The sequence below is a fragment of the Rhodococcus sp. 2H158 genome, assembly GCF_053764755.1.
This window is the reverse complement of sequence record NZ_JBSNCE010000013.1, coordinates 154,660-178,084: the sequence shown is the minus strand read 5'-3', so window position 1 is coordinate 178,084 and position 23,425 is coordinate 154,660. Positions and strand designations below refer to the sequence as shown.

24 protein-coding genes are annotated in these 23,425 nt (G+C 72.4%); 8 read left to right on the top strand and 16 right to left on the bottom strand.

The window, feature by feature from the left end; translation table 11 throughout:
• Window positions 1–59: 59 nt before the first annotated feature.
• The 10 genes from eutC to ACWPOB_RS15025 form a co-directional block, all read right to left on the bottom strand.
• Window positions 60–824 carry an ethanolamine ammonia-lyase subunit EutC gene (eutC, locus tag ACWPOB_RS15070; RefSeq protein WP_455401313.1) on the bottom strand — a complete coding sequence of 255 codons (765 nt, stop codon included), beginning with the start codon at window positions 822–824 and terminating at the stop codon, window positions 60–62.
• Window positions 821–2,236: an ethanolamine ammonia-lyase subunit EutB gene (locus ACWPOB_RS15065; RefSeq protein ID WP_100057758.1), complete on the bottom strand. Its 1,416-nt coding sequence runs from the start codon at window positions 2,234–2,236 to the stop codon at window positions 821–823. Before ACWPOB_RS15065 ends, eutC begins: the two co-directional genes overlap by 4 nt.
• Complete coding sequence (eat, locus tag ACWPOB_RS15060) at window positions 2,233–3,693, bottom strand: ethanolamine permease (protein ID WP_455401312.1); 1,461 nt, start codon at window positions 3,691–3,693, stop codon at window positions 2,233–2,235. Before eat ends, ACWPOB_RS15065 begins: the two co-directional genes overlap by 4 nt.
• 116 nt (window positions 3,694–3,809) lie before the next feature.
• Window positions 3,810–4,346 carry a DUF779 domain-containing protein gene (locus ACWPOB_RS15055; protein WP_455401311.1) on the bottom strand — a complete coding sequence of 179 codons (537 nt, stop codon included), beginning with the start codon at window positions 4,344–4,346 and terminating at the stop codon, window positions 3,810–3,812.
• Window positions 4,347–4,509: 163 nt separating this feature from the next.
• The gene (exaC, locus tag ACWPOB_RS15050; RefSeq protein WP_006930896.1) at window positions 4,510–6,033 is read right to left on the bottom strand and encodes an acetaldehyde dehydrogenase ExaC; all 1,524 of its coding nucleotides are present in this window, start codon (window positions 6,031–6,033) and stop codon (window positions 4,510–4,512) included.
• 101 nt (window positions 6,034–6,134) lie between these two features.
• On the bottom strand, window positions 6,135–7,436 hold the full coding sequence (locus ACWPOB_RS15045; protein ID WP_006930898.1) for a helix-turn-helix domain-containing protein: 1,302 nt from the start codon (window positions 7,434–7,436) through the stop codon (window positions 6,135–6,137).
• Between the two features lie 49 nt (window positions 7,437–7,485).
• Window positions 7,486–8,973: a mycofactocin dehydrogenase MftG gene (mftG, locus tag ACWPOB_RS15040; RefSeq protein ID WP_455401310.1), complete on the bottom strand. Its 1,488-nt coding sequence runs from the start codon at window positions 8,971–8,973 to the stop codon at window positions 7,486–7,488.
• A gap of 18 nt (window positions 8,974–8,991) precedes the next feature.
• Window positions 8,992–10,380: a mycofactocin biosynthesis glycosyltransferase MftF gene (gene mftF, locus ACWPOB_RS15035; RefSeq protein ID WP_029544959.1), complete on the bottom strand. Its 1,389-nt coding sequence runs from the start codon at window positions 10,378–10,380 to the stop codon at window positions 8,992–8,994.
• Window positions 10,377–11,063: a mycofactocin biosynthesis peptidyl-dipeptidase MftE gene (gene mftE / locus ACWPOB_RS15030; protein WP_455401309.1), complete on the bottom strand. Its 687-nt coding sequence runs from the start codon at window positions 11,061–11,063 to the stop codon at window positions 10,377–10,379. The genes mftF and mftE overlap by 4 nt, the downstream gene beginning before the upstream one ends.
• Before the next feature lie 309 nt (window positions 11,064–11,372).
• Window positions 11,373–11,534 carry a CGNR zinc finger domain-containing protein gene (locus tag ACWPOB_RS15025; RefSeq protein ID WP_455401308.1) on the bottom strand — a complete coding sequence of 54 codons (162 nt, stop codon included), beginning with the start codon at window positions 11,532–11,534 and terminating at the stop codon, window positions 11,373–11,375.
• A 71-nt stretch (window positions 11,535–11,605) separates the two neighbouring features.
• Between ACWPOB_RS15025 and ACWPOB_RS15020 the strand changes: the two genes are divergently transcribed.
• Window positions 11,606–12,148, top strand: a complete 543-nt coding sequence (locus ACWPOB_RS15020) for a dihydrofolate reductase family protein (RefSeq protein ID WP_100057523.1) — start codon at window positions 11,606–11,608, stop codon at window positions 12,146–12,148.
• 5 nt (window positions 12,149–12,153) lie between these two features.
• On the opposite strand, the gene ACWPOB_RS15015 is transcribed toward ACWPOB_RS15020, so the two are convergent.
• The 3 genes from ACWPOB_RS15015 to ACWPOB_RS15005 all read right to left on the bottom strand — a co-directional run bounded on the left by ACWPOB_RS15015 (window position 12,154) and on the right by ACWPOB_RS15005 (window position 14,333).
• Entirely contained in the window at window positions 12,154–13,164 is a 1,011-nt protein-coding gene (locus tag ACWPOB_RS15015) for an endonuclease/exonuclease/phosphatase family protein (RefSeq protein ID WP_455401307.1), read from the bottom strand.
• A gap of 529 nt (window positions 13,165–13,693) precedes the next feature.
• Entirely contained in the window at window positions 13,694–14,035 is a 342-nt protein-coding gene (locus ACWPOB_RS15010; protein WP_455401306.1) for a YtxH domain-containing protein, read from the bottom strand.
• A 70-nt stretch (window positions 14,036–14,105) separates the two neighbouring features.
• Window positions 14,106–14,333, bottom strand: a complete 228-nt coding sequence (locus tag ACWPOB_RS15005; protein ID WP_051446102.1) for a hypothetical protein — start codon at window positions 14,331–14,333, stop codon at window positions 14,106–14,108.
• Window positions 14,334–14,956: 623 nt separating this feature from the next.
• Here ACWPOB_RS15005 and ACWPOB_RS15000 point away from each other — a divergent pair.
• From ACWPOB_RS15000 to ACWPOB_RS14990, 3 genes are all read left to right on the top strand, one after another.
• Window positions 14,957–16,063: a DNA glycosylase AlkZ-like family protein gene (locus ACWPOB_RS15000; protein WP_100057527.1), complete on the top strand. Its 1,107-nt coding sequence runs from the start codon at window positions 14,957–14,959 to the stop codon at window positions 16,061–16,063.
• Between the two features lie 154 nt (window positions 16,064–16,217).
• Entirely contained in the window at window positions 16,218–16,583 is a 366-nt protein-coding gene (locus tag ACWPOB_RS14995) for a YciI family protein (protein ID WP_455401305.1), read from the top strand.
• Entirely contained in the window at window positions 16,580–17,851 is a 1,272-nt protein-coding gene (locus ACWPOB_RS14990) for an RNA polymerase sigma factor (RefSeq protein WP_455401304.1), read from the top strand. Before ACWPOB_RS14995 ends, ACWPOB_RS14990 begins: the two co-directional genes overlap by 4 nt.
• A gap of 162 nt (window positions 17,852–18,013) precedes the next feature.
• Here ACWPOB_RS14990 and ACWPOB_RS14985 read toward each other — a convergent pair whose 3' ends face one another.
• Together ACWPOB_RS14985 and ACWPOB_RS14980 are read right to left on the bottom strand one after the other, a co-directional pair.
• On the bottom strand, window positions 18,014–18,457 hold the full coding sequence (locus ACWPOB_RS14985; protein WP_100058296.1) for a hypothetical protein: 444 nt from the start codon (window positions 18,455–18,457) through the stop codon (window positions 18,014–18,016).
• A gap of 97 nt (window positions 18,458–18,554) precedes the next feature.
• On the bottom strand, window positions 18,555–19,352 hold the full coding sequence (locus tag ACWPOB_RS14980; RefSeq protein ID WP_455401303.1) for a hypothetical protein: 798 nt from the start codon (window positions 19,350–19,352) through the stop codon (window positions 18,555–18,557).
• Between the two features lie 41 nt (window positions 19,353–19,393).
• Between ACWPOB_RS14980 and ACWPOB_RS14975 the strand changes: the two genes are divergently transcribed.
• The gene (locus ACWPOB_RS14975; protein ID WP_455401302.1) at window positions 19,394–20,392 is read left to right on the top strand and encodes a GNAT family N-acetyltransferase; all 999 of its coding nucleotides are present in this window, start codon (window positions 19,394–19,396) and stop codon (window positions 20,390–20,392) included.
• Between the two features lie 16 nt (window positions 20,393–20,408).
• Here the strand turns inward: ACWPOB_RS14975 and ACWPOB_RS14970 are convergent, their stop codons facing one another.
• On the bottom strand, window positions 20,409–21,233 hold the full coding sequence (locus ACWPOB_RS14970; protein WP_455401301.1) for an alpha/beta fold hydrolase: 825 nt from the start codon (window positions 21,231–21,233) through the stop codon (window positions 20,409–20,411).
• A 116-nt stretch (window positions 21,234–21,349) separates the two neighbouring features.
• Between ACWPOB_RS14970 and ACWPOB_RS14965 the strand changes: the two genes are divergently transcribed.
• The 3 genes from ACWPOB_RS14965 to ACWPOB_RS14955 all read left to right on the top strand — a co-directional run bounded on the left by ACWPOB_RS14965 (window position 21,350) and on the right by ACWPOB_RS14955 (window position 23,410).
• On the top strand, window positions 21,350–21,988 hold the full coding sequence (locus ACWPOB_RS14965; RefSeq protein ID WP_455401300.1) for a TetR-like C-terminal domain-containing protein: 639 nt from the start codon (window positions 21,350–21,352) through the stop codon (window positions 21,986–21,988).
• Between the two features lie 67 nt (window positions 21,989–22,055).
• On the top strand, window positions 22,056–22,409 hold the full coding sequence (locus ACWPOB_RS14960; protein ID WP_455401299.1) for a GntR family transcriptional regulator: 354 nt from the start codon (window positions 22,056–22,058) through the stop codon (window positions 22,407–22,409).
• Window positions 22,406–23,410 (top strand): DUF1648 domain-containing protein, encoded by a 1,005-nt coding sequence (locus tag ACWPOB_RS14955; protein WP_455401298.1) that lies wholly within the window; start codon window positions 22,406–22,408, stop codon window positions 23,408–23,410. Before ACWPOB_RS14960 ends, ACWPOB_RS14955 begins: the two co-directional genes overlap by 4 nt.
• The last annotated feature ends 15 nt before the right edge of the window (window positions 23,411–23,425 follow it).

Below are 23,425 nucleotides of genomic sequence, written 5' to 3'. Positions count from 1 at the left end.
TTGGCGCTTCCGGTCACGATGTCAACCTGCCCACGCGGGTACGTCGCACTCTCGCCCCCCTACAACTCCCCCACCGTCGCGGAATCGAGCCGGTCCGCCCGCGTGGTGTCCTTCAGGTCCACACCGGAACGCCCGAGCCGGCGCGCCCCGTCGACCAGCCCCGCGACGACGCGCGCGGCCGCGGCATACCCGAGCCCCTCCGGCGGGTGGATGTTGGACACGCAGTTCCGCTCGGCGTCAGCCCGACCGGGCCGCGGCTCGTGGGTCAGGTACACCCCGAGGCTGTCGGCGACCGACAACCCGGGCCGCTCCCCGATCAGGACCAGCAGCGTGCGCACCCCCAGGGCGGCGCCGACGTGGTCGCCCAGCGCGACCCGTGCCGACGTCGCGATCACCGGCGGCGCCACGGACAGGTGCCGCGGCAGGGCCGCCACGACGGCCTCGAGCAGGGCGACGCCGTGCTCGGCCAGGGCCCGCGGCGAGAGCCCGTCGGCGAGGACCACCCCGACGTCGGCGCCGGTGCCGGGGACCGCGGACAGATCCTCGGGCAGGCGGCCCAGGTCCGGGCGGCGCAGGTACTCGCCGCGATCGCTCACCCGGCTGGTGACGACGATCGGCGCGCCGAGTCCGAGGCGTTCGACGTCGGTGGCCAGCGCCGGCACGTCGAGGGGCTGGTGCACCGCGTCGCGGGCCGCGGCGTGCGCGGCCCGGAACTCGAGCACCCGAGCGGTCGGGAGGCCGTCGCCGGCCCGGCCGAGCCCGATGCGGGCCTGGGTCGCCGACCGCAGCGGTGCCCAGAAGTCACGGTCGACGGGCCCGCTCACGCCGCACCTCCCGCGAGGGCGCGCAGCGGGGAGGCCGCCGCGTCCACCGGCAGGATATGCCCGGCTCCGTCCACCATGCCGAGCCCGGAGAGCCACCGCTCGAACTCGGGGGCGGCGCGCAGGCCCAGCGCGCGACGCACGTACAGCGCGTCGTGGAACGACAGGCTCTGGTAGCCGAGCATGACGTCGTCGGCTCCGGGCACCGCGATGACGAACGCGGCGCCGGCCACCCCGAGCAGGGTCAGGAGGGTGTCCATGTCGTCCTGGTCGGCCTCGGCGTGGTTGGTGTAGCAGACGTCCACGCCCATCGGCAGGCCCAGCAGCTTGCCGCAGAAGTGGTCCTCGAGGCCGGCCCGGACGATCTGCTTGCCGTCGTAGAGATATTCGGGGCCGATGAACCCGACCACCGTGTTGATCAGCAGCGGGTCGAGCGCCCGGGCGACGGCGTACGCGCGGGTCTCGAGGGTCTGCTGGTCGACGGGGCGTCCGCCCGTGCCGAGGTGCGCGCCGGCCGACAGCGCCGAGCCCTGCCCCGTCTCGAGGTACATGACGTTGTCGCCGACGGTGCCACGCCCCAGAGCGCGACCGGCCTCGTTCGCCTCCCGCAGCAGAGCCATGTTCACACCGAAGCCGGCGTTCGCCCCCTCGGTGCCGGCAATGGACTGGAACACCAGGTCCACCGGGGCACCGGCCTCGATGAGGCCGAGCGTGGTCGTCACGTGGGACAGGACGCAGGACTGCACCGGGATGTCGAAGCGCAGCCGCATCTCGTCGAGCAGGTGCAGCAGGTCGGCGGTGGCCTGTGGCGAGTCCGTGGCCGGGTTGATGCCGATGACGGCGTCGCCGCAGCCCATCAGCAGCCCGTCGAGGGTCGCGGCGGCGATACCGCGTGGGTCGTCGGTGGGGTGGTTGGGCTGCAGCCGGGTGCCGAGCCGGCCGGGCAGTCCGACGGTGGTGCGGAACGCCGAGGTGACCTCGATCGCGCGGGCCACCGCGATCAGGTCCTGGTTGCGCATGAGCTTGCTGACGGCGGCGACCATTTCGGGGGTCAGGCCGGGCGACATGGCGGCGAACGCCGCGGCCGCATCGGTTTTCGTGACGGTGTCGAGAAGCAGGTCGCGCAGTCCCCCGACCGTCAGGTGCTGCACGGCCCGGTAGGCGTCGCGGTCGTGATCGTCGAGGATCAGCCGGGTGACCTCGTCGGTCTCGTACGGCACCACCGGCTCGGCGAGGAACACGTCGAGCGGCACGTCGGCGAGGACCCACTGCGCGGCCGCGCGCTCGGCGTCGGATTCGGCCGCGCAGCCGGCGAGTTCGTCGCCGGAGCGGCGCGGGGTGGCCTTGGCGAGCAGGTCGACGAGGCCGTCGAAGGTGTAGGTGGTGCCGGCGAGATGCTGGGTGTAGACGCTCACTTCAGCTCGGCCCCCGCCTCGGCGAGCGCGGCGAACTCCTCGTCGGGCGAGTTCGCCACCAGCCGGTGCCGGCTGTAGAGCCCGAAGTAGGCCATGAAGGCGGCGAAGGCACCGAGGGTCCACAGGGCGGCGACGGGATCGACCAGGAAGGTGGCCACGACGGCGGCCGCGGCGACGACCAGCGCGAAGGAGGTGGTGACGACGCCGCCGGGGGTGCGGTAGGGCCGCGGCATGTGCGGTTCGCGCCGGCGCAGCACGATGTGGCTGACCATCATCAGCACGTAGCTCACCGCGGCGCCGAAGACCGCCATGTTGAGCAGCATCGCTCCCTCGCCGGTGAGCGAGAGCGCGAACCCGATCACGCCGGGGACGATCAGCGCCAGCACGGGCGCCTTGCGCTTGTTGGTCAGCGACAGGCTCGTGGGGAGATAACCGGCGCGGGAGAGCGCGAACGTCTGCCGCGAGTACGCGTACATGATCGAGAAGAAGCTCGCGATCAGGCCGGCGAGCCCGATGTAGTTGACCACCTTCGCGGCGCCGGAGTCGCCGAGGGCCTCGACGAGCGGGTTGCCGGACGTGGACAGGGCGTCGGCGCCGAGCGCGCCGGTGGCCAGGAACAGCACGGTCGCACCGGTGACGAGCAGCACCAGCATGGACACGATGATGCCCTTGGGCACGTTCTTCTCCGGCTCGGTCGCCTCCTCGGCGGCCAGGGGCACACCCTCGACGGCGAGGAAGAACCAGATCGCGAACGGCACGGCCGCCCAGATGCCGAACAGACCGAAGGGAAGGAACGACGACGCTCCGGCGGCGGTCTCGTCGACGGCGATGTCGGTCAGGTTCGCGGTGTCGAACAGCCCGACGGCGGAGACGGCGAACACCACGAGCCCGACGAGGGCGATCGCAGTGATCACGAACATCGCCTTGAGGGCTTCGCCGGCGCCGGTGAGGTGGATGCCGATGAACACCGCGTACACGGCGAGATAGATCCACCATCCGTCGGTGATGCCGAACAGGTTCAGCGACTCGACGTACCCGCCGATGAACGTGGCGATCGCGGCCGGGGCGATCGAGTACTCGATGAGAATTGCTGTGCCGGTAGCGAATCCACCCCACGGTCCGAGGGCGCGACGCGCGAAGGTGTAGCCGCCGCCGGCGGCGGGCAGCGCGGAGGACAGCTCGGCCATGCCGAGCACCATCGCGAAGTACATGGCCGCGATGACCACCGAGGCGACGAGCAGTCCACCGAATCCCCCCTCGGCCAGGCCGTTGTTCCAGCCGGCGTAGTCACCGGAGATCACGTAGCTGACACCGAGGCCCGCGAGCAGTACCCAGCCCGCCGAACCCTTTCTCAGACTGCGCTTTTCGAGATACGCACGACTCTCGGCGTGGAAGTCCGCGCCGTCGTGGTGGGCCGGGGTCTCGGCCCCGGTCCTGGGCGGGTCGGTCAACGACATGATCTCTCTTCTCGACGGAGGATGGCGACGTGTCGAGCGGGCACGTCGAGGACACCGCGCGTACTCACGGTACGAGCGGTAGGTACACACCGCGTCAGTACGCGGTCACGGAAGTGTTACGAGGAGGCGCCCCGGGGCGTCGGCACCGGGCACGCGTCGGCGGCCTCGGCCACGACGGTCGGCTCGGCGGCCGGCTCCGGACGGGCGCCGGCGGCCCACCGCTTGCCGAGCACGGGTGTGTCGCGGGCGAGGGCGTCGTTCTCGTCGGCGGTGAAGGCGCGGCCGCGGCTGAGGAAGCGCAACCCCTCGGGCGATTCGAGGCTGAACCCGGAGCCGCGGCCGGGCACCACGTCGAGAACGAGCTGCGTGTGCTTCCACGCCTCGAACTGGGACCCGGAGATCCACACCGGGACGGCGTCGGCGCCCGCGGGCAGGTCACCGGCCGTCGCCCCGACCTGCAGACGCAGGTCCAGCACCCCCAGCAACACGTCCAGGTCGCCGACGACGAAGTCGCCGTCCGGGTAGCACATCGGCGCCGACCCGTCGCAGCAGCCGCCGGACTGGTGCATCATCAGCGGCCCGTGCCGCTCGGCGAGACGGCGCAGGAGAGCAACCGCGTCGGCGGTGGCGACGAGGCGGAGCGGGACGGACATGGGGTGCCTTCCGGTTGTCGGCTTGCGCCTCCCCCGAGCGAATGTATCGCTCACCTCGACTGATCGAGTGGGCGATACATTCGCTCGACTCGGGGCAGGGCGGAATGGGAACGGCGCCTGCCACGTCGCAGGGGGATGACGTGACAGGCGCCGAGTCTTCGGATCAGAAGAAGCCCTGGGCCTTCGGCGCGTAGGACACCAGGAGGTTCTTCGTCTGCTGGTAGTGGTCGAGCATCATGTGGTGGTTCTCGCGGCCGATGCCGGACTGCTTGTAGCCACCGAACGCCGCGTGCGCCGGGTACTGGTGGTAGGTGTTGGTCCACACCCGGCCGGCCTGGATGGCGCGGCCGGCCCGGTAGGCGACCCCGCCGTCACGGGACCAGACGCCGGCTCCGAGGCCGTAGAGGGTGTCGTTGGCGATGGAGATGGCGTCGTCGAAGTCCTGGAAGGACGTCACGGAGACCACCGGTCCGAAGATCTCCTCCTGGAAGATGCGCATCTTGTTGTGGCCGCTGAACACCGTCGGCTGGACGTAGAAGCCGCCGGACAGGTCACCGCCGAGGTCGGCGCGCTCGCCGCCGGTGATCACCTGCGCGCCTTCGCTCTTGCCGATCTCGATGTAGGACAGGATCTTCTCGAGCTGGTCGTTCGACGCCTGGGCACCGATCATCGTGTCGGTGTCGAGCGGGTCGCCCTGGCGCACGGCCTTAGTGCGCACCGCGGCCAGCGACAGGAAGTCGTCGAAGATGTCCTGCTGGACCAGGGCGCGCGACGGGCAGGTGCACACCTCGCCCTGGTTGAGGGCGAACATCGTGAAGCCCTCGAGCGCCTTGTCCTGGTAGTCGTCGTTGACCGAGAGCACGTCGGAGAAGAAGATGTTCGGGCTCTTGCCACCGAGCTCGAGGGTGACGGGGATCAGGTTCTGCGAGGCGTACTGCATGATCAGGCGGCCGGTGGTGGTCTCGCCGGTGAACGCGATCTTGCGGATGCGCGGGCTCGAGGCCAGCGGCTTGCCGGCCTCGACGCCGAAGCCGTTGACGATGTTCACCACGCCCGGGGGCAGCAGGTCGCCGATGACGGAGATCAGGTACAGGATCGAGGCAGGCGTCTGCTCGGCCGGCTTGAGGACGACGGCGTTGCCGGCGGCCAGGGCGGGGGCGAGCTTCCACACGGCCATCAGGATCGGGAAGTTCCACGGGATGATCTGGCCGACGACGCCGAGCGGCTCGTGGAAGTGGTAGGCGACGGTCTCGGCGTCGATCTCGGAGATCGAGCCCTCCTGCGCCCGGATCGCGCCCGCGAAGTAGCGGAAGTGGTCGATCGCCAGCGGGATGTCGGCGTTGAGGGTCTCGCGGATCGGCTTGCCGTTGTCCCAGGTCTCGGCGAGGGCGATCGACTCGAGGTTCTCCTCGAGGCGGTCGGCGATCTTGTTGAGCAGGATGGAACGCTCGGCGACGGACGTCTTGCCCCAGGCCGGCGCGGCGGCGTGGGCGGCGTCGAGGGCCAGCTCGATGTCTTCCTCGGTGGACCGGGCCACCTCGGTGAACGGCTGACCGGTGACCGGGGTGACGTTCTCGAAGTACTGACCCTTCACAGGCGGTACCCACTGGCCGCCGATCCAGTTGTCGTAGCGGGACTGGAAGGACATCAGGGCGTCGGGCGAGCCGGGACGGGCGTACACGGTCATCGGTGTTCACTCCTCGGATGGTCTGGCACCCCCCATGCGGGGCGTGTGATCCGGAACACTACGAACGTGCGGGTTGCAACTACGTTGCGTAGCTCCGAACCTCAGATCCCGAGCTGGCGGTCCAGCAGCTCGATCCGGGCCTTGACCTGGGCGAACAGCGTCGAATGCGGATCGAGGGTGGTCAGGTACGCCTCCCATGCGGCGATGTCGTCGCGCCCGTGCACCGACGCGGTCCACCGCGCGAGCAACTGGGCGTCGCCGGCCCGGAGCAACGCGGCCTGCACCCGGGCGCGCAGCTCGTCCCGGATCTCCTCGATGCCGGGCGCGGCCGATCCGGGCAGCACCGGTCCGGCATACAGACGCACCGCCGTCGCCACATCGCCGCGATCGAGTGCGCCGCGGACCTCCGCGACGTCGGTGACGAGTTCACCCAGGAGCCGGTATGGGCGCGAGCCGAGCCCCTCGGGTCCGAAAACCTTTCGCAGGCGCGACATCTCGGCACGGATGGTGACGGAGTCGAGCTCGGCCTCGTCGAGCAGCACCGCAAGCCGGTCCGAGCTCAGGCCCTCGGGGTGTTCGGCGAGTAGCAGCAGGATCTCGGCGTGGCGCTGGGAGAGGGGGATCCGTTCGCCGTCGCGGTGCAGAGTGGGCCGGCCCGACCCGAACGTGTCGAGGCTCGTCCGGGCAGCCGACAACAGCCGCGGCGAGCTGAGCAGGTGCAGCCGCAGTTCCGACTCGGCGGCGGCGACCGTGGCCCGCACGAGCTGCAACACCTCCGGCGCGGCGACGCGGAGCCCGCCGGTGATGTCGATGGCGCCGAGGATCCGGCCGGTGCTCGGGTCGTGCACCGGCGCGGCCGAGCAACTCCATTCGTGCACGGTGCGGTTGAAGTGCTCGGCGGCGACGATCTGGACCGAGTGGTCGACAGCGAGAGCGGTGCCGGGCGCGTTGGTGCCCACCCGCTCCTCACTCCAGTCGGCGCCCTCGACGAAGCTCATCGACAGCGCCCGGTCACGGGCGGCGTGATCACCCTCGACCCACAGCAGCCGGCCCTGTTCGTCGCTGATCGCGACGAGCAGCCCGCTGTCGGCGGCGTCCTCCACCAGCAGCTTGCGCACGACGGGGCGGATCAGCGCCATCGGGTGCCCGGCCCGGTACCGCTCGAGGTCCAGGCCCGTGAGCAGGCTCGGCTGTTCGACGGCGTCGGGACTGATGCCGTTCCTGCGGCTGCGCAGCCAGGATTCGCGGACCACCGAGCGCACGGAGGCAGGTACGACCGACGTGTCGGCCGCGTCGAGGAACGAACTGTGCGCCGAGGACGCGCGTTGCGCCAGCTGCGACGGGTCGTCGCCGGGCCGCAGCGCCACCCAGGGGTTGGCCGAGCCGGATCGTTCGTCGGTCATGCGCTGCTGCTCATCTGCCGGTTCCTCCTCCGAACAACTGTAACCCGAGTCACAAGCACGTCCGGGTGCCCACCCGTTCGGCCAGCATCACGGCCGTCGCGTGCGGCCCACGGCTGGGCACCTGCGGGAACACGGACGTGTCCACGACGCTCAGCCCCTCGGCGGCGTGCACCCGGCACCGCTCGTCGACGACGGCCGAGGCGTCGCGGCCCATCCGGCAGCTTCCGGACAGGTGCAGCGACGTCCCGAGGTGCCGCTCGAGCCACGCGTCGCCGGGGTCGAACGCGTCCGGGTCGAGGCCGGTGCGGTCGACGACGTCGGGCATCGCCGCGAGCAGGTGCGCGGCGCGCGCCACCCCCTCGCGCAGGTCGGCACGGTCGGCCGGGTCGTCGAGGTAGCGGTAGTCCAGCAGCGGCGGCCGGAACGGGTCGGCCGGGTCGAGCCGGATCGCGCCGCGGCTGCGGGGCCTGGTGAGCACCACCCCCAGGACCGGGTCGGCGACGCCGCTACCGGGGACGGACGCGGCGAACGGTGCGGTGTAGGGGCGCAGCTCGAGGTTGCCGGCGTGCAGGACGACCTGCAGGACGGGGGCGGGCCCGGGCAGCGGCGCGCGGTACCGGTAGGGGACGGCGATCTCCGGGTGGTCGGTGTAACCCCTGCCCACGCCGGGGATCTCGATCCGGGGGGTGATGCCGTGGCGGGTGAGCTCGGCGCCGTCGCCGATGCCGGAGAGCATGAGCAGCTGCGGGGAGCCGATCGCACCGGCGGCGAGCACGACGTGGCCGGCACCGACGGTCTCGCCGTCCTCGGTCTCGACGCCGACTGCGCGCGCGCCCGAGAGCACGACCCGCCGCACGCGCGTTCCCGCGCGCACGGTCAGGTTCGGCCGGGCCAGCGCCGGCAACAGGTACGCGTGGGCGGGACCGACGCGCATCCCGTCGCGGATGTTGAGCGGGACGGGGCCCACCCCGTCCGGGCCGGGCGCGTTGAGGTCGTCCACACGGCGATGGCCGGCGGCGAGCGCCGCGTCGTGGAACGCGGCGCTGACCGGGTGCAGCCGCTCCCAGGGTGTGCGGGCGACGGGCACGGGACCGGCCGCGCCGTGCCATCGCCGGCTCACTCCGGTCTCCGCGGCGTCCACCGCGTCGGCGTCGGTCTCGGTGGCGCGGAAGTGTGGCACCACCCGATCGAACGACCAGGACGGCGGCCAGGCCTCGAAGTCGTCCGGGCGGGCCCGCACGAAGTACGCGCCGTTCACTGCGCCGGAGCCGCCCAGCAACCGGCCGCGGGTGACGACGGAGCGACGACGTCCGGTCAGCCGGGCCGGGTAGGCGCAGGTCCACGGGCTGTCCGGACCGACCGGCAGGACGGTCGCGTCGAGCACCGCGGGCGGGGTGTCGGCGGTCGTGCGGTAGCCGGGGCCGGCCTCGAGCAGCAGGACCGTCCGGTCGGGGTCCTCGCTGAGCCGGGCGGCCAGCACGCAGCCGCAACTGCCGCCGCCGACCACGACCACGTCGGCGTGCACGGGATCGGCCATGGATGCGGGTGCCCCGGCTCAGCCCCGGATGCGGGGCGCGAGCGCCGCCGGATCCCGGGCCTCGACCGCGCCCCACCACAGTCCGGCGCCGTAGGCGATGTCGTCGAGGCGCTTGTAGAACACGTAGCGCAGGGGGTCGAGGCCGCCCTCCTCACGGTGGCCGTACCAGTCCCACAGCCCCTCGGCGACGGCGAAGCCGAGGACCGCGCGACGCACCTTCGGCGAGACCACCGCGGCGACGAGCGTGACCGGCCAGTAGTGCCGGCACAGCGCGGAGGCGACCTGCCACATCCCGCCGACGAACCCCTGCGCGGTGAGCACCGCCGCGATGCGGGTCGGCTGGTCGAGTTCGGTGAACATCCGCCGCAGCCGGAGCATCGTCACCGACAGCGACGCGACCGAGCCGACGACGCCGAGGCGGGTGCGGCTCGCGGCGGCCACGCACGCGAACAACATCGACCCCGACATCGACATGGTGGGCACCGAGCCGGGGTGCCGGCTCGCGAGGGGCGCCGCACCCGTGCCGTAGAAGGCCTTGCGGGTGAACCACTTCCGGAATCCGACGCGGTGGTCGTGGGCCACGTGCGCCACCGGTTCGTAGCGCAGCCGCCAGCCGGCCTCCTGCAGCCGCCAGCACAGGTCCACGTCCTCGGCGACGTGCATGGCCTCGTCGAAGCCGCCGGTCGCGGTGAGCACGTCGCGGCGGACGATGATCGCGGCGCTCGGTACGTACGAGACCGGGCTGCCGGACTTGACGGCGGCCTCGCGGCGGCCGAGATCCAGCGACGAGCGCGCGTGTTCGTAGCGCCCCAGGGCGCCCTTGTCGGGCTCGAGCGCGACGACGCGCGGGGCCACCAGGGCCACCGCAGGGTCGGAGAAGTGCCCGAGCATCACCTCGAGCCATCCCTTCCGCGGCACCACGTCCGAGTCGAGGAATGCGACGAACGGCGTTGTGGCGGCGCGCAGTCCGGTGTTGCGTGCCGCGGCCGGACCACGGGATCGCTCGTGCCGCAGCACCCGGACCGACGCCCTGGCCGGGGCGGGCACCGGGACGTCGGAACCGTCGTCGACGACGATCACCGTCAGTCCCTCGACGGCCGCCAGCAACCGCTCGAGCCCGGCCGTGTTGTTCTTGACGGGAATCACGACGGTGACGTCGGACGTGGCAGGCAGGGCCGTGGGACGGGGGTTTCCGACCCCGGAGTCGAGCAGCCGCCGCGCCACGACGGCGGTCTGCGAGTCGACGACCTTCACGTAGCCGTCGCCGATCATCGCCGCGGCCGCCGGAGCGAGCTTGAGCATGCGGGTGGGCGAGCCCCCGATGAGCACGCGGCCGTCGGAGTAGGCGCGCACCCGCGGGTCGATACGGACGCCGAATCCGTCGGGCAGTCGGGCCGTGCTCGTCAACGGAGTCTTCCTTTCCCATCCGGCTCCCACCGGGTTACCTGTGCCGTTGCTCGATCGACGAGTTCGGCGAACCATCGTGCCCCCTGCGCCGCGCTCGCGGGCGTCGGATCCCCCAGCACGCCGTTCGCGGACACGGCGACGATACCGCCCTCGCGCATCCGTGGCATCAGGTCGGCGAGTGTGCCGGTGTTGCCCTTCTCGGCGCGGGCGGTGTCCACCACGCGCGGATCGAGGTGCAGCAGCAGGCTGGTCTCGGTGACCCCGGCGTGGGCGTCGCCGCCGGGCACGGCGAACGGCAGCCACGCCACGTCGCGGCCCTCGTAGCGCAGCAGGGACACGGCCCTGGTCAGCGGGTGCACGTTGCCGCCGTGCCAGTTGACGAACAGCAGGCGCGCGGCCCACCGGCACACCGAACGACCGTATTCGACGAGGACGGTCTCCATCGCCTCCGCGCCGAGCGAGACGGTGCCGGGGAAGCCCTCGTGCTCGCCGCTGGACCCGTACTCGAGGGCGGGCGCGACGAGCACACCGGGCAGGGCGGCCGTCAACGCGCGGGCGATGCGGGTGTCGGTGTCGAGCGGAAGGTGCGGCCCGTGCTGCTCGAGCGCGCCGACGGGAACCGCGACCGTGGCCCGGCCCGGCTCGAGGTCGGGCCAGTAGGCGGTGGCGAGTTCGCGGGTCACCGGTCCGATGGTAGGGGTGCACCCTCCGGGTCGCCGTCGGCAGTGGCGAGAGCGCGCTCGACCGGGGCCAGCGCCCCCTGCCGGTGGGCACGCTGAGCAGCGCGTTCGTCCGGGCCGGCGAGGCGCACCTGAATGGAAGCGGAGCACGGTGCCGCGGGGCGCGGCCGAGACGGCCACCTGCACGGTACTGTCGTGGTTCCAGCCCGCGGGCCGCCAGGTCAGGCGCACCCGGTCCCCCTCGTGGCGGCTGCGCAGCTCCCCCGGCGTGCCGTCGGCGCTGCGCCACTCGGCACCCGGGGCGCGCGGGCATCACTTCTCCTTCCTCCGATGGGCACGGACCTTGTCGCGGTTGCCGCACCGCGCCATCGAGCACCAGCGCCGCGTTCCCGCGCGGGAGGTGTCGGCGGAGACGATGGCGCAGTCGTCGGCGGCGCACCGCTTGATGCGCTCGGCGTACGGACCGGTCAACACCGCGACGAGTTTTCGTCCGTCCGGCGGTCGGTACGGACAGAATCGAGACACCGCGAGCGGAAGGCAGGCCGATGAGCAAGCTGCTGTACTCGGCGACCATGTCGGTCGACGGATTCATCGCCGGTCCCGGCGGCGACATGTCGTGGCTGGTGCCGTACCTGGGGCCGGATCCGGCGATCGACGAACTCGTCGGCGAGATCGGTGCGCTCCTCGTCGGCAACCGCACCTTCCGCGGCGACGACCCGCACAAGGGCACACCCGCCGAGGGCGAGGCGTTCGGTGGCGGCTGGAGCGGACCGCAGTTCGTGCTCACCCACCGCCCTCCGGCCGAGCCGGTCCCGGGCGTGACGTTCGTCGGTGACCTCCACGCGGCCGTGGCCGCGGCCACCACGGCCGCGGGCGGGAAATACGTCAACGTGCTCGGCGCCGACGTCGCCCGGCAGTGCCTCGAGGCCGGCCTGCTCGACGAGATCTTCGTCTGCATCGCGCCGGTCCTGCTCGGCGACGGCGTCCGGCTGTTCGACCGCCCGGGCGGAACCCCGCTCGCGCTGGAACGTCTCGTCGCGACCCAGGGGCCCGTTGCGACCGACATCCGGCTGCGGGTCGTGCGGTGAGGCCGCTATCCGCCTTCGACGGAACTCTCGTCGCCGGACGGCGGAGGGAGCCGGATCCCGGCGACGAGGCCGTGATGATCGGAGCCGGGCAGCTCGATCCGTTCGAGGGAGGTCGCCGTGGCGCCCCGCGTGAGGATGTGATCGATCCCGACGAGGGCCGGGTAGCGGCGGTCCGCCGGATACGTCGGCACGAGCCCGCCGCCGACCCGGTCCGCGGCGTGCACGTACCCGTCGTCGAGCAGGTCGCGGAAGCGGGTGTGCGAGTACGTCGCGTTGAAGTCCCCACTGACCACGACCGGGGCCGTGCCGGACACCGACTCGAGCTCCGCGTCCAGTCGTTCCAGCTCGGCCGCCCACGCCGGAGCGGGTGTCAGGTACGGCGGCGCGGGATGCACCGCGTACAGGATCAGCGGGCGTCCGGAACCGGTGTCCAGAGTCGCGGTCAGGTTCGTCGGCCCGAACCCGTCGAGCATCCGGCCGGCCGAGACGGGAAACCTGCTGTAGATCCCGGCGCCCGCACCGCCGGTCGGCGTCGGGGCCAGGAAGCGATGCGGAAGCAGGTCGTCGAGCCCCGCGACCTGCAGCGCGGCCACCGCGTCGTCGGTCAGCTCCTGGACGGTGAGGACGTCGATCTGTCGCTCGCGCACCGTCCGGACCAGCGCATCGGAGTCGGCCTGCCCGACCATGAGATTGGCCTGCATCACGCGGATGATGGGACCGGATGCGGCGTCCGGCCGGTCGCCCCGGACGCCCGGCAGGTACAGCGGTCCCAGGGTCCATGCGCCGGCCGCGCCGACGACGAGTGCCGACGCCAGCAGTACCGGTCGCCGGGCGAGCGCGGCGGCGATCGCGCCCGCCACCGTCCCGAGCAGCAGGTACGGCCCCAGCGACGCCCAGGCGATCACGGCGTTGTTCTCCACGTCTGAGGCGAAGGCCACGAGCGCGGTGAGCCCTAGCGCCGTCGTGACGACCGCGAAGAGGACGGCGATCCGTCGCGCCGGCGGCGGCCTCACCATCCGGCGTGACGGTAGGGCCGGATTCTGCGGCGGGGCCGTACCCGCAGCAGGTGCCGCCGCCACAAGGCTCGGCGACCCTGCACCACCACCGCGGGCGGCGGCTCCGAGACAGGGGCCGATTCCGAGTCAGGGACCGCGAACGCCCGATCGATCGCCTCGAGCGCGGTGGCCAACGCCTCCGCGTCCCCACCGACGTCCGGATGCAGCCGTTTGGCCGCGGTCCGGCGCGCCCGGCGGCGTTCGCGCTCTGTTTCGCTCACCATCATCACAACCTCGCATGCCGCAACCGCGCCGAGCTGCCGGCCCCCGATCCGGGACACCCGTCGGCACCGCTACCGGACTGAGCGGGCGTTCCGCCGGAGATCTTCAGTATCGCGCACCTCCCCCCGGGACGGGAGTGCGCAGCGACGTCCGCGCCCCGAACCCACCCGCGTCCGTGGTTCGGGCGCGCGGGAGCCGGCGGGTCACGCCGGGACGAGACCCGCCGGTGAAGGATCGGGCCCCGTCGCCGAGGGCCCTATCGGCGTGCTCAGTTGTTCGGACCGAGGCTCTGCCTGTCGTCCGTCGTCGGAGGAACGGTCGGTTCCATGGTCGCCGGAGCGGATGCCGCAGCCTCGGTCAGCGGTACACCGGTGGCAGTGCCGGTGTCCGTGCCCGAACCGCGGTGGGCCGCCTTCTTCGCCAGCGCCTCGACCCTGTGCTGCACCTGTGGCACCTTGTCTTTCGCGGTGTGCGTCGCACCGCTCACCTTCTCGTGCACCGTGGGGTTGTGCCAGAGGCCGAGGGACTGATCCCTCATCTTCTCGTAGGTCTTCCGCCCGGCACGGGTACCGAGGACGAAGCCCACGGCCGTCCCGGCGGCGAAGATCACTGCTCGGACCGTGATTTCTCTTCCTTGTTCGACGAGTGCCGAGATTCGATTCGGAGGCCGTGACGAATTCCTACGGACCGGTCGCCTCTACCCGGTCGGCGCCGCCACCGCCGCGGGTACGGCAACCGACGGCGTGTGTGCCGGCGCAGACCAGCACTACGACCACCGTCCACAGCAGTGATCCGAACACCCATATGCCGACGGTGATCCCGCTGCCCACCCACAGGCCGTCGAGCACCGCGATCGACAACGGCTGCAGCACCAGCGCGTCCTCGTCACCGACAGCTTTCCCCTGCATTCGACCGCTCCTCGCCCTGTCCCCCTGTGAACCGCGAGCCCCCGCCTCTTCTCAGCGCCGTCGCCTCACCCCGCAACCGCGATCGATCCCCCCGACGAGGATGCCCCGGGAAGCCGATCCGAGGAAAGCCGACCACCCCGTCGCCATCCGGAAACTGCTGGGGCAAAACCGAGTTCAAGACCGGAGAGGTGGCGGTACCGATGTCGCCGCGCACGTGGATCGCCGGAGGCCGCCCGATTCGTCGATCCACCGCCGTATCGAACTGCTCGTGCTCGAGAACTCACCGAGCGCCCCGCCGAGGTCCGCACCGGCCCGTGCGCGAATACAGCAGCACCATCGCAACCCTCCGGTCCCGGTCCCCTGCCAGGACCAGCCTGGCACGTGGCCCTGCAACACATCCCGGAGTCGGCGACCGCCCGCCCTGTCACCCGTCACAACGATAGAGCAGGCAGCGGGGCTGTCGCAGAGGAACGGAGCCCGCATGTTCTGGGCGGCCCCTGGACACGCCGGTAGTCCGCGCGGCAGCACGGGCGGGCCGATGTCGCCGACAATGTCGTTGTCGGGATCGCCCGCACCGGCATGTATGGGTACACCACGGCGACGACAGGATCGGAGGGCCGGAAGTGGTTGTCGCGACACTCGGCCGACGTCGGATCCTCGCCTACCGGGCCGCGGCGCAGGGACTCGACCGGACCTCCGCCGGGCGAGACCGGGTGCTTGCGCTCGGAGTGCAGGACACCCCGTACGGATCGGCCCGCGACGCGCTCGCCGCACGATCGGACGACGCCGCGACAGAACAGGATTCGCTCGTCCTCGTATGGTCGTGGCGCGGGGCGCCGCACCTGCATCGACCCGGCGATCTCGCGTTTCTCGCCGCGGCCCTCTGGCCGGTGAACGACACCGACGCCACGACACGTATCGGGACCGGGCAGATCCGCGAGGGCGCCCAGCGCGGCCTGCGCGCATTCACCGAGGCGGCCGAGGCCATGGGCGCCGCGCTCACCGGCCCGATGACCAAGGGAGAGCTGAGTGCGGCGGTCAGCGCGGCGGTTCCCGCCGACCTCACCTATCACTGCCCCTCGTGCAGATCCCGACACATCTCCGGTGCGCTGTTCCAGCAGGTCGGCCTCGCGGCGCGCGTGCGGGTCTGCCCCCAGGGCCGCAGCACCCACCTCGACGTCCTGCCCACAGGGATCGGACCGGATGCGGTGCCCGAGCGCGCCGAGGGCACCGCTGCCGCCCTGCACCGGTACGCCGTCGTGCTGGCGCCGGTCACACCGGCCGGGCTGGCGGCCTTCCTGGGCACCGACATCGCAACGATTCGCGCGGTCCTGCCCGACGATCTGGTTCCGGTGAACGGCCCGGCCGGGAAGGGCCTGGTGCCGGCCTCGGCGGTCGCTGACCTCGACGGGGCCGCCGACGTGCGAGCGACCCGCCTGCTGCCGCCCGGCGATCCGTGGCTGCAGGCCCGGGACAGGGAGTTCCTGGTGCCGGACCGAGCGCGCCGGAAGGCGATCTGGCGCCCGATCGGCAGCCCCGGTGTCGTCCTCGTCGACGGGGAGATACGAGGGATCTGGCGGGCGAGGGCCACGCCCCGGGACACGCTCGCGGTGTCGGTCGAGCCGTTCGAGCCGCTGTCCGTGCGGACGCGGGACGAACTCGAGGCCGAGGCGCAGCGACTGGCCCGCGCCCGGGAGCGCACCGGCGCGACGGTGGGGTATGCCGGCTGACGATCCGGCGACCGCGCCCGGACGTGCCACCGGATGTCGGGGTCGCCGTCGACAATGAACCGGTACCCCTGTCGATCCGGCCCCGTCCCGTTCGTCGTCATGTCGTACGGCAACTCTGCCGCACAGGACACTCACCCAACGAGAGGTGCTCACCATGAAGTACATGCTGCTGATCAACGCCGCATCGGCCGACGCAGGCGACCAGTGCAGCGTCGAGGAGTGGATGGTCTACGACAAGCAGATCCAGGAGACCGGAATCGTCGTTGCCTCGGAGTCACTCGCGGACCTGACCACCGCGACGACCGTGCGGGTCGGCCCCGACGGTGCGCGTGTCGGCCCCGACGGTGCGCGTGCCGTCACCACCGACGGGCCGTTCGCCGAGACGCGCGAGGTCCTCGGGGGCTTCTACGTCGTCGACGTGCCCGACCTCGACGTCGCGCTGGACTGGGCGGCCCGCTGTCCCGGGGCGCGCGGCGGCGGATCCGTGGTGGTGCGGCCGATCGCCGACTTCGGGCAGTGACCGCGACGGACGGGCCGGGCGCCGGCGCCCGGGTCGACGCCGCCGTGGAAGCGGTGTTCCGGGAGGAGCGCGGTCGGCTGCTCGCCGCGCTCGTCCACCGCTTCGGCGACCTCGATCTGGCCGAGGACGTCGCCGCCGAGGCGATCGAGGCGGCGCTGGTGCACTGGCCCGTCCGGGGCGTACCGGCCAAGCCGGGGGCCTGGCTGCTGACGACAGCGCGGCGCAAGGCCGTGGACCGGCTCCGGCGGGATCAGGTGTACGCCGCCCGGCTCGCCGTTCTGCAGGTGGATTCGGAACGGGCCGCCCCCTCCCCCACCCCGGACACCGGCAGTGAGATGCCCGACGAACGCCTGCAGTTGTTCTTCACCTGCGCCCACCCGGCGCTGCCGGCCGAGGACCGGGTGGCGCTGACCCTGCGGTGCCTGGCCGGGCTCGAGACACCCGAGGTGGCGCGCGCCTTTCTCGTCCCGACCGCGACGATGGCCCAGCGGATCGTGCGGGCGAAGAAGAAGATCCGGCAGGCCCGCATCCCGTTCCGGGTGCCGGATCCGGACGAGCTGCCGGAGCGACTGCCGGGCGTGCTACAGGTGCTCTACTCGGTCTTCACCGAGGGATACGTAGCCAGCTCGGGACCGGACCTGCAGCGTCTCGACCTCGCCGAGGAGGCGATCCGGCTGGTCCGGATCCTGCGCCGACTGCTGCCCGGCGAGCGGGAGGTGACCGGGCTGCTCGCCCTGATGCTGCTGACCCATGCGCGACGCGACGCCCGGACCGGCCCGGACGGCAAGATCGTTCTGCTCGCGGACCAGGATCGCGCACGGTGGGACCACGCCCTGATCGCCGAGGGCACCGCCCTCATGCCCGTGGCGCTGACCGGCGGCCCGCCGGGCCCGTACGGAGTGCAGGCCGCGATCGCGGCGCTGCACGACGAGGCCCCCGGCGTCGCATCCACCGACTGGCCGCAGATCGTCGCGCTCTACGACGTCCTGTCCGCCCTGGCACCGTCGCCGGTCGTCGCGGTGAACCGCGCCGCGGCGGTGGCGATGCGCGACGGTCCCGAGGCCGGCCTGGCGCTGCTCGATGCACTCGCGGACGAGCCCCGACTGCGCGGCTACCACCCGTATTCCACGGCGCGCGGCGAACTGCTGCACCGGCTCGGCCGCGACGACGAGGCCGCCGTCGCCTACCGGCGGGCGCTCGAGCAGGCCGGAACCGAACCCGAACGGGAGCACCTGCGCCGGCGGCTGGACGAGACGGGCCGGGCGTGACCGGGACGAACCCGCGTCCATTCGGGCGCCGACACCGCCCGCACCGACACCGCCGGTGCAGTGACCCGGGCCCGCTGCCGGCCGAACACCCAAGCCCGAGCATCGAATCGGCGCTGGTGCCGGCGGTCGGACCCCGATCGCTTCGGGGGTCGGGGAGGACGGTCAGTGTGGGGCGGCGGTCGACCCACCGGATCGATTGCCGAACGGATGGCGCCAATCGGGTGAGCTGGACGGCGAGCCCCCGGACGGCGAGCCCCCGGGCGGCGGCGGGGCGGCGCTGCCGGGCTGCGGTGCGGAGGACCGGTCGTACTCGTGCCTCGCGGCGGTGGTCTCGAGGCGGGATTCTTTCAGTTCGCGGCGAGCGAGCCGACCTCGGCGCGAGGTCCGCTGCGCACCGGCGAGCAGGAGACTCAGCCCGACCGCTCCGACCGCACCGACGACGATGCCGTAGAGGAACAGTGCCCCGGTCGAACCGGTGACGTGGTATCCGAATACGACGAAGCTGTCGTCGGTCAGTGCATGGGCGGCGCCGGTGTTGCCCAACACCCCGGCCACACCGATGATCACGGCGGCGAGCAGAACGACGAGTCCGAAGATGATGAGCATGACGGCCTCCGTGGCCCGGGGAGTATGTATCTCTCCAGTCAACGCCGGGTTCTCACCGTTGTCGACCCGGCTGTCGTGGAAGTCGTTGCTCCTGCCGCTAGCCGTCGAAGCCGCTGCGGGCGGCCCAGCCCGACGCGGCGAACGACCGTCGCAGGGCGGCGCGCAGGCCCGCTTCACTCGCAAGTGCTTTCATCGCGGACCGGTACTCGTGCGGGCGCCGGCCGACGAGCGCCGCGAACCCGGCACAGTGGCGCAGGAGCGCGGCGAACAGCGCCTCCTGGGACTGCAGCGGCAGCGGCGGCGCCCCCGGCGGCGCGAGGGCGCCCCACTTCGAGACGTACACTCCGAAGGACGCCGGCCGCTGCCCGCCGTCGATCTCCAGCGGGCACTCGTCGGCGGTCACGGTACGTCGCGTGTAGTTCGGCTCCGTCGCGTCGAGGCACGCGAGCTGGTCTCGATCGAGCAGCGACGCGAACACCGCGGTGCGGGTCCCCGGCCGCCGGAACGCGGTCGCCGCGACGTAGCCGGACACGCTGACGTGGGCGCTGTGCCCGACGGCCATGCCCACGACCGTCGCGCGCAGGAACGGCACGGTGGTATCGACGTTTCCGGCCGTGAACTTGCGCCGCACGACCGCCGGACACGCGTTGGAGCCCACCGCGACGACGAGGTGCCGGTCGCCGACGCCGGCGACGCCGGCCCGGCGCAAAGCCTCGTCGAGCGTCGAGTCCTCGCGCCCGTCCAGCCGTGCCGCGCCGAGGCCGGCGCCCGGGCAGGGGTGTGCCCGGTGATAGCCGTCCTCCCGGAGCAGGCCACTGCCCGGCGCGGCCGTCCCGGGATAGAGCCAGGGGGCGGCCGCGAAATCACCACAGTCCGTTCCGGCGGCAGAAGCCACCTTCCCAGTATGGCGCCGCGAACGCGCGGTACCCTCCGGCCGTGCAGATCGAACCGCGTCCCATCGACGACGCCGAGGTGCAGTCCCTGATCGGCGAGGTGCAGCTCGAGTACGTCCGTCGCTACGGCGGACCGGACCACACGTCGCTGCATCCGGAGGAGTTCACCCCGCCGCACGGCGTCTTCCTGCTCGCCCGCGGCGGCGGCTCGCCGGCGGGGATCGGTGGCTGGCGGGCCCGCGACTCGGCGCATCCGGGGCTGCGCGACGGCGACGCCGAGATCAAGCGCATGTACGTGCGGGAAGGCGCCCGCCGCCGGGGCGTGGCCCGACGGATCCTGGCCGAACTCGAACGCACCGCCGTCGAGGCGGGCCGGCGACGGATGGTGCTCGAAACCGGCACCGAGCAGCCCGAGGCTCTCGCCATGTACGCCGCGGCCGGATACGAGCCGCTGCCCGAACGGTTCGGCAAGTACGCGTACTCCGCATCGTCGCTGTACTTCTTCAAGGACCTCGCGCTGCCCGGCGACGACGCGCCCCGCGTCCGTCCCGCGCACGCGGCGGACCTGCCGATTCTGCAGGACATCGAGCGCGCGGCCGGCCGCGCGTTCGCGGACCTCGGAATGGACGCCGTCGCCGACGACCCGCCGCCCACGCTCGAGGAGCTGCACGAGTATGTGACCGGCGGGCGCGCCTGGGCGTGCCTCGACGGCCACGACCGCCCGGTGGCCTACCTGCTCGCCGATGTCGTCGACGGCAACGCCCACATCGAGCAGGTGTCGGTGCATCCGGACCACGCGCGCCGCGGGCTCGGCCGGGCCCTGATCGACCATCTCGCCGGCTGGGCGCGTGTCCGCGAACTGCCCGCGCTGACGCTGACCACCTTCGCCGACGTCCCGTGGAACGGGCCGTACTACCGGCGGCTCGGCTTCCGGTACCTGCGCGACGACGAACTCGGCCCGGGGCTGCGACAGATCCGGCGCGACGAGGCCGCCGGGGGCCTCGACCGGTGGCCCCGCGCGGCCATGCGACGCGAACTCTGAAGTCCTGCGCGGTGTCTCACGTGCGGCGCGGTACCGCGGCGGCCCAGAATCGCCGCACCAGGTCCGTCGTCTCGGCCGGCACCTCGAGCGGGACGAGGTACGCGGCGCCGTCGACGACGGCGCAGGACCCGTCGGGTAGCAGCAGGCTCGCCGCGCGTGCCTGCTCGGGCGTCCAGCCCTTGTGATCGCTGCCGGTGACGAACAGGGTCGGGACCGACAACCGTTCGAGCCGATCGGTGAGGTCGGGCCGGTGCAGCGAGATGGAGACGACGGCGTTGCGCAGCGCGGCCCGGTCCGCGTGGACGAGACAGTCCTCGACGAGTGCGACCGCCTCCGGGTCGCGCTCCCTCGTTGCGGCGGAGAGCAATACGTCCGTCACGCCGGACCGGATGAACCCGGCGGCGCCGAGCGCCCGGTAGGCGGCGAGGAGGAACAGCGTGCGTGCGCGCTCCGCCCGGTTCAGCGCCTGGACGGGCGTCCCCAGCGTCACCAGTGTCCGGCATCTCGACGCCCCGTCGGTCGCGAAGACGATGCCGACGTGGCCACCCCAGGCGTTGCCGACCCAGTCGACGGGTTCGTCGATGCCCAGGGCGTCGAGCACGGTGACGGCCGCCGCGGCGCATTCCCCGGTGGTGTAGCGCCGGCCGGGGTCACCGCTCGCCCCGTGCCCGGGCCCGGTGACCACGACGAGGCGCCGGTCGACCCCCAGCGCGTCTTCGACTCTGCCCCAGGATCTTTCGTCGACGAACAGGCTGTGCCAGAGCACCGCGGGCCGGCCCTCCCCGTGCACGCGGACGGCGAGCGAACCCACCTCGGTCGAGATCTTCTGCATCCGTGTCATGACCGCCACCACCTTCGGTGCGACTCGGGTTGACACTGTCAATTGCTATGGTCCCGCGGGAGGTTGACACTGTCAACAGGCGGAGCCGCGCACCGCCGGGAGGGGCTGGTGGACGGATGACCGACACGCTCGACGAACGCCTGCTCCGGGCCGCGCTCGAACTGCTGAGGGAGCAGCCGGCCGAACGCCTCAGCCTCCGCCGAGTGGCGCAGCAATTGGACGTGAGCCACCAGGCGCCCTACGTGCACTTCGGGAACAAGCGCCGGTTCCTCGCGGCCGTGGCGGGCACCGGGCTGCAGGGCGCCGCGGCGGAGGCGGCCGCCGCCGTCGAGGCAGCCGGATCCGATCCACGGTGCCGACTGCACGCGCTCACCGACGCCTACGTGCGGTTCGTCCGGGAGCGCCCGCACGTCCACGACCTGGCCTACGGGCCCACGGTCGACAAGGCCGATCACCCGCGCCTGCAACAGGCGGCCGCGGACTACTGGCGCCTGCTGCGCGGCACCGTGGCGGCCTGCCAGCCCGAGGGTGTCGAGGAGGCCGAGGTGCTGCGGCGGTGCGCCGCCACGTGGGGCACCGTCTACGGCATCGCCCGGCTGACCACACTGCACCAGATCCCCGCATCGGTCCCCGGCGACCGCGACGGCCTGTTGCACGAGGCCGTCGACGTGCTCCACCGGGGCTGGCAGGCCGGCGACTCGGCCGGGACTCCGGGACAGGACCCGTCTTCCCCGTCGCCGCCGGGTCGGCGGTGACCGCGCCGGCCCGACACCGCCGATAGCAGACTTGTTCTATTTCAAATAGAACAATATGCTTTGTCCCGTGCTCATCAGACTGGATCCGAACTCGCCGGACCCGTTGTTCGTGCAGCTGGCCGCGGCCGTGCGCGGCGCGGTGGCCCGGGGCGAGGTTCGGGCGGGCGAGCGCCTCCCCGGCGCGCGCGACCTCGCCGCATCGCTCGGCCTCAACGTCCACACCGTGTTGCGGGGGTACCAGCAACTGCGCGACGAAGGCCTAGTGGAGCTGCGCCGCGGACGCGGTGCGGTCGTCACCGACCGCGCCGAAACCGGTTATGCTGCTTTGCATTCCGCCGTCGCTCAGGCCATCGCGCACGCCAAGCGCGTCGGCCTGAGCGCCGACGACCTCGTCGACCTGATCAGAACGGAGTTCACATGACAGACGATCCCGGCACCGACCGGCGCCCCACCGGCCGCATCCTCCTCGGCTCCACGGCCGCCCCCCTGGCCGTCGCCGCTGCGGGCGCACTCGTGCTCCGGAGCTGGCATGCGCAGTTACCGGATCCGATCGCAACACATTGGAACCTCGACGGCACCGCCGACGGATTCGCCGGCCTCCCTGCGACGATCGCACTGTTGCTGGGGTTCGGCGTCCTGTTCGCCGCCCTCGGTTTCGGTCTCGCCCGGGCCGCCGACACCGACCCCGCCCTCACCCGCGCGGTCGCCGCGACCGTCACGGGGACGGTCGCTTTCGTGACCGCCCTGATCGTGCTGGTCACCGGCTCTCAGCGGGGACTCGCGGACGCCGCCGCAGCCTCGCCGCCGGGGACGTCTCTCCTCGCAGCACTCGGCATCGGCGTCGCCCTCGGGGCCGTCGCCGCCGCGGCGGTGCCCCGGTGGTCGCGCGGACCTGCCACTCCCCCGGCCGCCGACGCACCGCGAATTCCCGTCGGCGCAGACGAACTCGTCGCGTGGACCCGATCGGTGGCCACCGGCAACGTCACGACGATCGTGCTCGTCGCGGCGATCGGTATCGTTGCCGCCCTCGGCGTGCTCACACGCCTGTGGATCCTGCTGGGCCTGGCCGTGCTGCTCGCCGTGCTGGTCGCGCTGACCTGCTCGATCCGCGTCACCGTCGACGTCCGCGGGGTCACCGTCGCGGGCCTGTTCGGGTGGCCGCACCTGCACACCCCGCTCAACGCCATCGCCTCCGCCTCCGTCACCGACGTGGCACCGCTGAAGCACTTCGGTGGCTACGGATACCGCATGGCGGTACTGGGCCCGCTGCGCGGTGCCCGAGGGTTCGTCCTGCGCGGCGGCCCCGCGCTGGTGCTGCACCGGCACGACGGCGCGCGCACCCTGGTCGTGGTCGACGATGCCGCGACCGCCGCCGGACTCGTCAACACCCTCGTCGAGACAGGACCGATGCACTCCCACTAGATTCCGTGGAACGTG